Raw genomic sequence first — 11,117 nt, forward strand, 5'->3', positions numbered from 1 at the left:
TTCAGGCTTCCTCAGGAGATTCGTATGACCGACCTAGCATTTCTCTCCACACGCGAGCTCGCTGCCGCCGTCGCCGCGAAGGAGGTGTCGAGCACCGAGCTACTCGACCACTACCTGTCCCGGGTGGACCAATTCAATCCGCAGGTGAACGCCATCGTCGCCCGGGATGAAGAGGGTGCGAGAGCTGCGGCATCGGCGGCCGACCGCGCCGTCTCCCGCGGCGAGCAGCTTGGCTCCCTCCATGGTGTGCCTGTGACGATCAAGGACAGTCTCGAAGTTGCGGGCATGCGAACCACCGGTGGTTCGACCAGATGGGGACACCATGTCTCGACCTGCGACGCCGACTCGGTCGCGCAACTCAAGAACGCGGGCGCGATCGTCTTCGGCAAGTCGAATCTTCCGGAAGACGCCCGGGACTGGCAGACCTACAACGAGATCTACGGAACCACGAGCAATCCCTGGGACCTGACCCGCGGACCCGGCGGTTCCTCCGGCGGGTCCGCCGCCGCCCTCGCCGCGGGGTTGACCGGCCTGGAGCTCGGCGGCGACACGGCAGGCTCGATTCGGGTGCCCGCCCACTTCTGCGGTGTGTACGGGTTGCGCTCGTCGTATGGAATCGTCCCGAGACACGGCAGCGTCTCGGGACATGCTCCCGGGACGCTCGCGGAGTTCGACATGGCGGTATTGGGACCGCTCGGCAGGCACGCCGACGACCTCGATCTCGGTCTCGACGTCCTCGCAGTGCCGGACCCCGACCGCGCCCCGGCGTGGCGGCTGGAGCTGCCTCCCGCGAGATCGAGCACGCTGCGGGAGTTCCGGGTCGCCGCATGGCTCGACGACCCGTTCTGCGCCGTCGACAGCGAGCTGGTCGCGATCATGGAGACGGCCCTGGGGGCAGTGCGGGCCGAGGGCGCGGTCGTGGTCGAGCGCAAGGGACCGGTCGGACTCGAGGAGACGATGGCTCTCTACCAATCGTTACTGATGGCGCAGAGTGGGTTGATCGAACCAGATGAGTCGTATGCCGGACTCGTGGAGATGGCCGCAGCCGAAGGGGCCACCGGCGGGTTCGCATCCGACCTGACGGTCCGCTTCCGTGACTGGCACCGGCTCGACGAACGCCGGCAACACTCACGGCGGCGCTGGTCAGAGTTCTTTCGCGAGTTCGACGTGCTCCTTTGTCCGGTGAGCCCGACTGCCGCCTTCCCTCACGACCATCGACCGGATCCCAGCTGGTCGGTACGAACACTGCTGGTCGACGGCACCGACCGGCCGTATCGCGAGATGCTGGCATGGATGGCGCCTTCGGCGCTCAACCATTTGCCTGCAGCGGTCGGGCCGGTCGGTGTGACCCGGCAGGGTCTTCCGGTCGGTATTCAAGTGATCGCGCCCTACCTCCACGACCGCACGGCAGTGCAGTTCCTGCGGTGCCTTGCCGAGGTGATCGGCGGGTTCCGCCGTCCCCCTGGATTCTGAGTGGCCGCGGCTTCCTCGTCGCGTGGAGTGCTGCGGTCTTGAATCAAATGGCAATGACTCATACTGCCGTCCTTCATATTTCATCGGAACAGATCGCGATCCACAGGAGAGCGGGTTCCTGAACAAGCTGTCGATCACCGATGCGGACGTGGACAGCCCCATAGGCATCGAGGAGGGGGCATCGTCGGTTTGTCGACCACATGCCAGGGCCGTCGCTCCGGGGGCAAGTTGATCGGCGCGCTGCAAGTGCATAATCCGCGACTGGATGAGGTGCTCGAAATATCCGACTACTTGCGCCCCGTCGCAGGTTTCGAGGGGAAAGCCTGGACGGGTGCCCCGCCGCCCTCTTGGTCCGCGATCCACGCCCTGGATGGAACCTGGTCTGCCGAAACGCGTTTCGTGAAGGACAGCCCCGAGCAGGAGTTGCTCGGCCACGACGACGTGCAGAAGGTGACCGAGTTCCTCGTTCAGGTCGCGCACGACCGAGAGCGATGTTGCTTGGCCATTAGCCCCGGCCAGTGTGTGTGCCAGCCGCCACTCACCTCCCGATCGGCCGGATAGGGCTCTATAAGTTCTGGCCGACAATCAAACTGGGCGATCAGCGAGGCGGTTACCCCCGAACGAGCCCCGAGCCGTGGGGACTGCTGCAAGATCAGGTGACAGTTTCGGTCACGCGGCCTGACTGGCCGGTGGGGTCATGATGGTCTCGTATTCGACCGGCGTCAAACGACCGAGGGCGGTCTGCCGTCGGCGTCGTGCAGGCTCGCCTGCGCGAAACACGCGGCGGCCCGCTCGAGGACCTCGTTCTCCTGCTCCAGCAACCGAATTCGCCGCTTCGCTTCCCGAAGCTCGGCCGACTCGCTCGTACTGGTGCCCGGTTTGGTTCCCTCGTCGATATCGGTCTGACGCATCCATTTCGACAGCGTCATCGGGTGGATTCCGAAGTCGACGGCGATCTGCTCCAACGTCACCCCGGCATCACGATTGCGAGCCACCCGGACGACATCGTCGCGGAACTCGCGGGGGTAGGGCATGGGCACGGCAGCATCCTTCCAGCCCGCCCGAAGGCAAGCCAAATCAGATGTCACCTATCTGTGCAGCAGTCCCGTCCGTGATCTGATGCGTACTATCGGGCGTGGTTAAAAGTGGTGCAGCCGTAGTCAGTTTGGCTTTTCTGGGTGGGTTGGCGGCCATAGTGGGGGCCCTCAGTGCAGTTCATGCCCTGCGTGACGGTTACAGCGCCGGCTTTGCCGACCTGTACACCGTCATGCCACGGGGATGGTTGCGCGGCTACTACTGGCTGGCAGCCGTTTTCGATCCGAGCGCAGCGCTCCTGCTGATCGTCGGTGCGATCCTGCTGATCGTGCGCCGAGGACCAGGACAGATCCTGGTGATGGCGGGTTGTGCCCTGGTGATCGTGCTGGGTGTCTTCGGAGCAGTCGTCAAACCGGACCTCCTCGGTACCGGCCCGGCAGGATTCATGGACCACATGATCCGCCTTGCCCTGCTCGGCTTTCCGATCGTCACGATCGCCTTGGCGAAACCCCGCCTCACCCGCCGAGCCGTTTGACGACCGCGTCCGCGACGGCACCCGCATCGCCGTCCGCCAACTCGATCTCGATCACGGCGGTGGGCGTGACCCGTACGGCGCAGTTCCTTTGCCGGTCCACCACCTGCGGATTCAGCGAATGATATGTCCACTCCGCAGCATTCGGCCGGGTACGAACACTGTCGATAAGGACAGTCGCGCCCGCAGCGCCGATCGGGATCTTCGTTCCCGCGCACGCCTGGAGCGCCGTCGTGATCGCGGCTACGGCGCTCGAACCGGTCGAACGATAGAGCGCGACAGCTTCGTAACTCGAGGTGCTCTGTCCGGTCCCCTTGTCGATCTGCCGTTTTCGGAATGCGGTGAAGTCCGATCCATACAGCTGCCGGAACCCGATCCCAGCCAACACCGCGCAGGTTTCCGGGTGGATGCCGGCGAGGTGCTCCATCGCGTCGGCCGGAAGGGTCTCCTGATCCTTGGTGTAATCGGCGGCCATCGCGGCGCAGGTGGCCGAGTCGATCGTCTTCGCCTTGACAGGATTGATGATCTGGTCAACATCCTTGGGCGCCAACAGCAGTGCCTCGATATCGGTCCCCGAACCTGTCGATCCCGCCGATCCACACCCGGTCAGCGCGAACACTGCGGCACCGACCGCCACCTTCACGGTGATCGATGATTTTCCCACGACCACAGTCGTCCCCCGTTTCGATCTCGATCGCAAACTACGTCAGCCGAACTCGAAACCGCAAGAAGACAAGCAGGTCCGATCGCCCTATCCGGTCTCCGTCTCCGTCCTCGACACCCGCACTCGAGCAGTCACCGCCACGATCGCCGTGGACCAGCTGTTCGTGGGTGAGCCCCAGCCGATCGTGATAGACCCCGCGACGCAGCTCGTTTATGTCCTCGGTATCGGGACGCGCGGCGCACTGGTGGTCATAGTGACCCCGCCACCAATTCGGTGACTGCCCGACCACTGGTCGAGGACGTTGTCGACCCTGTAGCTGTCGCACCACGCCGCCGTCGGCGGCGGATGTCCCAACGCAACCCGGTACCCAACGCAACATACGCACCCAACCGGCTCCTCGAATGCCCTCGCGACATCACCCCACCGCCCGCCGATTCGGCCCACGCCACCGGAACGGAGGTCGCCTGAAACTCATCGATCCACAGGTTTTGACAGTTCCTCCCGGTATTCGCCGCGCGGCGGGTGATGGGCAGCGCGTGTTGTTGGTAGCCGCAAACATGCGCTGTAACACCGACGATGAGAAGGATGTAGGGGCCAGCATCTTTGTTGGCCGCGCGTTCAGCCGGTTCTGCGGGAAACCAGCCGCGGATTGTCGCCTCCCGAGCCCTCTGCCCCACTGGGTTGTGTCTTCCGGTCGGATTGATCGGGTCGGTTGCGAACCCGTGCGACAGCCCGTCCCGTGCCGGACCTGGTCAACTTGCGGAGCTCGGCCGGTCGAGTTCGCTCATGGAGTTTAGGAGGCGCGCCAGGAGATCTGCGGCGCGTGTGATGCGGTCGGGCGGCCAGTCGTCCGGGTTTTCTACCCGGGTGAGCATGGCGCCGCGAGAAGCAAGGTGGAGCAGGTCGGTCGCAGCCTCGGGTTCGAGGACCTCCGCGGCGTCGACGGCATCGCCGAGCACGGTGTGCAAGTGGTCGAGCTCGCGGTGCACAGCGGCGAGCCGCTGCAGGTCGATCGTGGGATCGGCCAGGATCTGAACCATGATCCGGGCCACCAGCGGCGCGGATTCGCTGTGCCAGTCCAATGCCCAGCGGACGGTTGTCGCCAACCGTTGTTCCGGTGGGCCGAGAATCTCGTCGAGTTCGTTATTCCATTGCGCGGAAAGTGTTTCCAACGTCAGATCCAGCAATTCCGTACGGTTGCGGACGAAATTGGTAACCAGGCTGGTCGACCCGCCCAGCATCTCGGCGACCGCACGGACGGTCAGACTCGCGTTCCCGCGTTCCCGCAGGATCTGCACTCCGGCTTCGCCGATTCGGCGTCGGCGCTCGGCACTGTCCACCTCGATAGGCATGTCACACTCCTCGTCCCTTGCGTCGGCCGCACCCTTCCCGTAACAATGTCATACAACAGCGTTGCATAACAGCGTTGCATTCAGGATTCAGGCTGTTCGCATCACGATCGACGTGATCCGAGCCGGACTCGGACACCCCGAGAGAGGTCTGCGATGAGCGAATCGAAACGCCGTTCCTTCCTGCGGGGTACGGTCGCCGCGTTGGTGACCCCGCCCCTGCTGAAGAACGCCGCGGGGGCGGCCGCTGCCTCGCGGTCGACGCAGGTGCTCGTGATCGGTTCGGGAGCCGCCGGACTGACAGCGGCCAGACAGCTGTCGTGCGCCGGGATCGAGGTGATCGTGCTGGAAGCACGCGATCGCATCGGAGGACGACTGTGGACCGATCGCAGTTGGCAGGGCGTGGCCTTGGACCTCGGTGCGTCCTGGATTCACGGGATCGACGGCAACCCCGTCACCGCGCTTCGGGACGAGTTCGGCCTACTCACTGTGGTCCATAATGCGAGCGACCTCGTCACCTACGACGGGCAGACCCGCCTCGGTGCTGCAACAACCGGACAGCTCGAGGCGGGTGCCGTCGCAGCCGTCAGCGCGCTCGAAACTCTGGCGAGGGCGCCCGGGCAGGCGGACACATCCACCGCGGCGGCCCTCGACTCCGTGCTGGCACCGGTCCCCGCTGATGTCACCGGCAGACTGCGATACTTGATGAACACCACGACGCAGGCCAGCGGCGCGGATGCGGCCGAGATCCCGCTTTGGGGACTGAAACTCGATGGACACATGCCCGGCGATCAGGTGATGTTCCGGCACGGATACGACCAAGTTGCCACCGGATTGGCGCAGGGACTCGATATCCGCCACAGCCATGTCGTTGACCGGGTGACCATGCGGGAGCACAGCGTTGAGGTATCGACCGGTCTCGGCACTTTCACCGCTGACCGCGTGCTGATCACTGTGCCGCTCGGTGTGCTCAAAGCCGGCGCGATCGCGTTCGATCCGCCGCTCCCCGCCGCCAAGCTCGACGCGATCGGGCGCGTCGGATTCGGCCTGTACAACAAGATCTTCCTGCAGTTCGACAAGATCTTCTGGGACGACAACGAAATCCTCGTCCAGACGAACCCGAACCTGGCCACCGGTGACACCTGGGTACCTCTGCAGCGCGTCAACGGTGCGCCCGTCCTTGCCGCGCTGCGCGGCGGTTCCGCCGCTCGCCGGGTCGAGGCGCTCGACGACACCGCCACCCTTGCCGACGCTCTCAACGGACTTCGCACCATGTACGGCCCGAGCGTTCCCGACCCGATTCGATACCGGATCACCCGATGGTCCCAGGATCCGTACGCCCGCGGCTCCTATTCGTATCCCGCGATCGGCTCGTCACTCGCCGATTACACCGCACTGGCAGAGCCCATCTCCGATCGTCTTTTCTTCGCAGGCGAAGCGACCGACAATGCGTACCCGTCGACCGTGCACGGGGCCGTGGCATCCGGTGTACGCGAAGCCCGACGGATACTCGCGAGCTGAACCGTTGTTTCGCGTTGTCGCGGCATTCCTTCCGCGCCGAACAGTGAATCGGTTGAGGTGCTGTGGGGAAGAGGCACCGCTAGCCGGCATGGCCTTGATGGGTGTGCCTGGCGCGGTTTGCTGTTGCCCGAGATCGGAGATGACGGGTCCCCGAGTTCGTCGAGTTATGCACCCGTCCTGGGACCGATTCGATCAGTTCCGTGTAGCCAGAGCGTACATTTGGGCGCTCGGGCCCCAGTCGGACCGGCCGACGGCGAGCTGTGGGGCACGGGCGATCGTATCGGGCGGTTGGCCCCAGAACGAATCGCTAGGGCATCGCGCCTACCCGTGTCTTGCTACGTCCTCGCACAGGATGCTCGGCCAGCGTGCGAGATCGGCCGGTGTGTGCGCCACCTCCAGTGTGGCCTTCGGCAGCAGGTCCACCAGCGCCTCGGCGGTCGACACCGGATGGGCGGGGTCGTCGATCCAGGCCAACACCGTGGTCGGCACCTCGATCGCGGCGATCGCCTCCGGGGCGGGCAGGTCGCTCATCGCTGCCCCGCGGAACAGTGAGGGCAGTAGGTGCTCGGCGACATCCGGCACGGTTTCCGGCGTTCCGACGGTGGCCGGCGGGCGAGGCACGGTGAGATCGGCACCGAGGAAGGCGTCGAGTCCCTGCTCCTCGATCAAGCGGGCATTCTTCCGGTAGATGTCGGCCTTCGCGGCGCGGGTGCGCCAGGCGGTCGCGGGCACCAGCAGGGTGAGGCCGGCGAATCGGCCAGGATCGCGGACAGCGGCATGCAGCAGTGTCCCGGTGCCCATCGAAGGACCGACACCGTGCACCTGTTCACCGGGGAACCAGTGGTCGAGCAGGTTCAGCAGGTCATCGGCCAGAACCGGCCACCGATAGTCCTCGGGGACGGTACGGCCCGTCGAGTGGCCGTGGCCACGCGCGTCGTACCGCAGCAGTCGGGTTCCGCTGAGTCCGCGGCCGAGATCGAGGTCCATCAGACGGTCGCGGTGGCGGCTGGAGGTGAGGCCGTGGAGTTGGACGACGGGGTGGCCGCCCTCGTCGCTCAGTTCCACGTCGAGGTCGGCGCCGGGAACACGGAAGGTCGGCACGGCGGCTCCAGGGTGCTGGTGAGACGGCGATCGCTCGGGAAAGAAGCCTAGGATACCGTCATGCGGCTGACCAACGTCGCGCACTTGCGCCTGCCGTTCGGCCGCCTGCTGGGCTTCGACGTCACTGCGGGTCGGGTGGGCCGGTCACTTCCCGTGTCCTTCGACCAGCGACGCCACGTCGGCGCCGGCGACCGATCGGGATCCTGGATGGCGTTGTCCTTCAGGCTCTCCGCGCCGGTACCGCCCGACGAGCTCGCGACCGCCTGGCTGGCGGTGATCGAGCGGCACGGCACGTTGCGGTCGGTCTTCGTGCCAGGCGAGGACGGCGAGCCTCGGCTGCACGAGGTCGATATCCACCCCGGCGGCTGGGTCGAGCATGTGATCGCTCCGGGGCAGGCGGTCAACGATGCGCTCCGCGCCGTGCTCGACCGTGCTTGTTCACCGTACGGTCGTCCGTCGTACCGGCTCTGCGTGCTCGAGACCGCGGTAGGGCCGACCGTGGTGGTCGCCGCCGACCACGCGCACGTCGACATGTGGTCGATGCTGGTGATCGCGCGCGACCTGCTCACCGCGCTGGCCGCGGTGCAGAAGGGTCGTGCACCGTCGTTGCCGCCCGCACCCGCCTTCGCGGAGCACACCCGCGCGCTGCGGGACCGCCCGCCGGCACCCGACGAAGTGCACCGCCGCTGGGCAGAAGTGCTGGCGAGCAGCGGCGATGTGATGCCACGGTTCCCGCTGCCGCTGGGTGAGGCGACGTTGCAGGAGGAGCGCGTGGAGGTGCGCGATGTCCTCGACGTAGACGACAGCGCCGCGTTCTCGGCGCAGGCCCGCGACGACGGCGTCTCGACCTTGGCACTGGTGGTGGGGGCCATGACCGAGGTGACCCACGAGTTGGCCGGCACCGCACTGCGGGCCGTGTTTCCGGTGCACAGTCGGTACGACACCACCTGGCACGACTCGGTGGGGTGGTTCATCACCAACTCGGTGCTCGAGTCGGCCGACTCCGATCCCCGTGCCAGCGCGGAGGCGGTGAAGGAGGCCGTCCGGATGGGGTCCTGGCCACTGGAGGACATCCTGCGTCCGTGGGGCGGGATGCCCGAGGCGCCGGGGATGTTCGCGATTTCGTGGCTGGACCTGCGTCGGCTGCCGGTGCGAGTCGACGCGACCGGATTGGAGGCGCAGTACGTCGGCGCGACGATTCGGACCGACGGCGTGATGCTCTGGTTCATCCTCGACGAGGCGGGGCTGCACCTGCGCTGCCGGTATCCGGACACTCCCGAAGCCCGGCGGCACGTCGGCGCCTGGCTGGACACGCTGATCGCCCGACTGCAGTCACGGGCACGGGCTTCGGTCGGTGGTCGGCTCCGACTCGGCGACCGGATCTATCGTGTGCAGCGGGCGGGGCGTGCCGACGTGCCAGCGCTGGTCGCGCTGCTCTCCGACGACGAGATCGGCCGTACCCGTGAAGGTTTCGAAATCGCCCGCTACGAGGAGGCATACGACGCCGTCACCAGGGACCCGTCGCACTATCTGGCCGTGGTCCGGGACGAGGGCGACCGGATCGTAGGCACCATGCAGCTCACCATCATTCCGGGGCTGTCCCGCGGCGGCGCCACCCGCCTCCAGATCGAGGGAGTCCGGGTCGCTGCCTCGGAACGCTCTCGCGGCATCGGAACCGCGATGCTCGAGTGGGCACACGACCACGGCAGGCACCGAGGTGCGACACTCGCGCAGGTCACCACAGACCGGGTGCGCGAGCGGGCTCACGCCTTTTATGCGCGGCTCGGGTACGACAACAGTCACGTCGGGCTGAAGCGGGCGCTCTGACCGATTCCCGGCGCTCGCTCAGGGGCGCGAGAGGGGCGCCTCGTCCAACGTCCGGTGGTGACTGAACCGCCGTGGCAAGCCGATCAGCGGGGCGACGAATTCCGGTGGCGGGCCGCGTGACCGAAGCGATCGAGTTGTTCTAACAGAATCTCGTCGACCGGTTGCGGGTCCTGGCCGCTGACAGCCGCCGGTCCACCGAGTGGTGGTGGTCGGCTGGCCGACCGGTCACACCAGCAGCGAGGTGTTCTGGTCTCTGCTCGTCGCCGCCCACGACCAGCAGGGGCGACTGGTGCTGCTCGGGGCGGTCGGGACCGGGTTCAGCGACACCACCCGCCGGGTGCTGAGCCTACGGAGCTGATGCCGATCGCGGCTTGTAGGCACAGAAGCCACAACCAGCCCGATTGATTGATCACGCGAATGTCCGCAACGGTCCAGATTTGTGGAGGGAGCAGATGGGAGGACGGATCCCGAAGCCGGTAGGCACGTTCGGTGTTCCGACGAAGCCGAAGAAGCAGAAGAACGGGCGATGGCGGACGACCGTTCGCTTCTACTGGGCGGCAGGGTCTCATCAGATCGAACGTGTCGGGCTCAGTGCCGACGACGCTGCCAACCGGCTCGCCGAGGCGATGCGCGACCACCGCGAGCAGCTGGGATATCAACGAATCACGCGCAGCACGAAGCTGATCGAGCTCGCGGCTGAACTCGTCACGGAACTCGAGGCCGACGATGCCTACACAGCTGGGAATGTCGAGGACTACCGGCGCGAGATCTACGTGTCGACCGACAAGCGCGCGGATCCGAAGACGATCAAGATCGAGAACTCGATTCGGAACCTGCAGGTGTGGCAGGCCACGGCCGGTGAGCTGGATCGTCCTCTCGAGCGTCTGGTCGCGATGGGTCTGCGCCGTAAGGCCGAGCAGCACAAGATAATTCTGCGAGCGATGATGCAGATCGCCGTCCGGCACGGCGCTGTCGAGACCAACCCCGTCGACGGTGTCAGCTCGTTCACCCCGAGCAGCGCCCGCGCCCGGGGCAAGGCTGGAGACCAGGATGCGTTGCCGGGCTTCAGGGCTCAGGTTCGTGCCTGGGCATCCGGGGAGGCTGTTCCCGGTACGCCGACATACACGTCCGGCCCGCCGCGTGATTGGTCGGTGGTGTGGGTGACCGACCTGATCTGCGGCACCGGGCTGCGCCCGCACGAGGTGTTCGCGGTCTTGCTCGAGAAGATCGACCTCGATGCCACGATTCCCTACCTTGATGTCACGGGCACGGATGTCACGGGCACGCTGGTGGAGGTGAAGGGATCCGGGACCGGCGGGTGGGTGCGTCAGTCGTTCCCGAAGTCGGCGAACGGGTGGCGGCGGATACTGCTGCCGGAGCACTCCGCGCAGGCCTGCCGCGAAGCGCTGAAGGACCTCGAGGTCACCGGGCAACCCAACCCCCCACGGGGTCCTGTTTCCCACGCGTAACGGGTCGCTGCGCAACCCACCAACTTCGCGCGCAGCTGGCGCGCCGCCCGCGGGGAGAACTACTCCTGGGTCACTCCGCGGACGTTCCGGCGCGGGGTCGGCACGGCGGTCGACAACGCCTACGGCGATCCCGAGCGGGCCGCGCG

The 11,117-nt window shown here is 66.4% G+C and carries 10 protein-coding genes; 6 read left to right on the forward strand and 4 right to left on the reverse strand.

Going from position 1 to position 11,117, the window contains the following annotated elements:
• The first annotated feature begins 24 nt into the window (after window positions 1-24).
• Window positions 25-1,473 (forward strand): amidase, encoded by a 1,449-nt coding sequence (locus ACWEKS_RS38825; RefSeq protein ID WP_452344718.1) that lies wholly within the window; start codon window positions 25-27, stop codon window positions 1,471-1,473.
• A 722-nt stretch (window positions 1,474-2,195) separates the two neighbouring features.
• Here the strand turns inward: ACWEKS_RS38825 and ACWEKS_RS38830 are convergent.
• Window positions 2,196-2,507: a transposase gene (locus tag ACWEKS_RS38830; protein WP_452344729.1), complete on the reverse strand. Its 312-nt coding sequence runs from the start codon at window positions 2,505-2,507 to the stop codon at window positions 2,196-2,198.
• Window positions 2,508-2,638: 131 nt separating this feature from the next.
• Between ACWEKS_RS38830 and ACWEKS_RS38835 the strand changes: the two genes are divergently transcribed.
• Complete coding sequence (locus ACWEKS_RS38835; protein WP_452344719.1) at window positions 2,639-3,043, forward strand: hypothetical protein; 405 nt, start codon at window positions 2,639-2,641, stop codon at window positions 3,041-3,043.
• Here the strand turns inward: ACWEKS_RS38835 and ACWEKS_RS38840 are convergent.
• Window positions 3,024-3,683 (reverse strand): sensor domain-containing protein, encoded by a 660-nt coding sequence (locus tag ACWEKS_RS38840; RefSeq protein ID WP_452344720.1) that lies wholly within the window; start codon window positions 3,681-3,683, stop codon window positions 3,024-3,026. The genes ACWEKS_RS38835 and ACWEKS_RS38840 overlap by 20 nt on opposite strands.
• A gap of 773 nt (window positions 3,684-4,456) precedes the next feature.
• Window positions 4,457-5,056, reverse strand: a complete 600-nt coding sequence (locus ACWEKS_RS38845) for a hypothetical protein (protein ID WP_452344721.1) — start codon at window positions 5,054-5,056, stop codon at window positions 4,457-4,459.
• Window positions 5,057-5,209: 153 nt separating this feature from the next.
• Here ACWEKS_RS38845 and ACWEKS_RS38850 point away from each other — a divergent pair, with 153 nt between their 5' ends.
• Window positions 5,210-6,574, forward strand: a complete 1,365-nt coding sequence (locus ACWEKS_RS38850) for a flavin monoamine oxidase family protein (RefSeq protein ID WP_452344722.1) — start codon at window positions 5,210-5,212, stop codon at window positions 6,572-6,574.
• 321 nt (window positions 6,575-6,895) lie between these two features.
• On the opposite strand, the gene ACWEKS_RS38855 is transcribed toward ACWEKS_RS38850, so the two are convergent.
• Window positions 6,896-7,675 (reverse strand): alpha/beta fold hydrolase, encoded by a 780-nt coding sequence (locus tag ACWEKS_RS38855; protein ID WP_452344723.1) that lies wholly within the window; start codon window positions 7,673-7,675, stop codon window positions 6,896-6,898.
• Window positions 7,676-7,735: 60 nt separating this feature from the next.
• Between ACWEKS_RS38855 and ACWEKS_RS38860 the strand changes: the two genes are divergently transcribed.
• The 3 genes from ACWEKS_RS38860 to ACWEKS_RS38870 all read left to right on the forward strand — a co-directional run bounded on the left by ACWEKS_RS38860 (window position 7,736) and on the right by ACWEKS_RS38870 (window position 10,971).
• Window positions 7,736-9,502, forward strand: coding sequence for a GNAT family N-acetyltransferase (locus ACWEKS_RS38860; RefSeq protein WP_452344724.1), 1,767 nt, complete (start codon window positions 7,736-7,738; stop codon window positions 9,500-9,502).
• Between the two features lie 199 nt (window positions 9,503-9,701).
• Window positions 9,702-9,860, forward strand: coding sequence for a hypothetical protein (locus ACWEKS_RS38865; protein ID WP_452344725.1), 159 nt, complete (start codon window positions 9,702-9,704; stop codon window positions 9,858-9,860).
• A gap of 79 nt (window positions 9,861-9,939) precedes the next feature.
• Window positions 9,940-10,971: a hypothetical protein gene (locus ACWEKS_RS38870; RefSeq protein WP_452344726.1), complete on the forward strand. Its 1,032-nt coding sequence runs from the start codon at window positions 9,940-9,942 to the stop codon at window positions 10,969-10,971.
• Window positions 10,972-11,117 lie beyond the last annotated feature (146 nt).

It is taken from the genome of Nocardia sp. NPDC004711 (genome assembly GCF_053601595.1).

What these genes read in the sequence shown, in the direction of transcription:
- ACWEKS_RS38845 (WP_452344721.1), bottom strand. Translation starts at nt 5,056, where the DNA reads ATGCCTATCGAGGTGGACAGTGCCGAGCGCCGACGCCGAATCGGCGAA.
- ACWEKS_RS38825 (WP_452344718.1), top strand. Translation starts at nt 25, where the DNA reads ATGACCGACCTAGCATTTCTCTCCACACGCGAGCTCGCTGCCGCCGTC.
- ACWEKS_RS38850 (WP_452344722.1), top strand. Translation starts at nt 5,210, where the DNA reads ATGAGCGAATCGAAACGCCGTTCCTTCCTGCGGGGTACGGTCGCCGCG.
- ACWEKS_RS38860 (WP_452344724.1), top strand. Translation starts at nt 7,736, where the DNA reads ATGCGGCTGACCAACGTCGCGCACTTGCGCCTGCCGTTCGGCCGCCTG.
- ACWEKS_RS38830 (WP_452344729.1), bottom strand. Translation starts at nt 2,507, where the DNA reads ATGCCCTACCCCCGCGAGTTCCGCGACGATGTCGTCCGGGTGGCTCGC.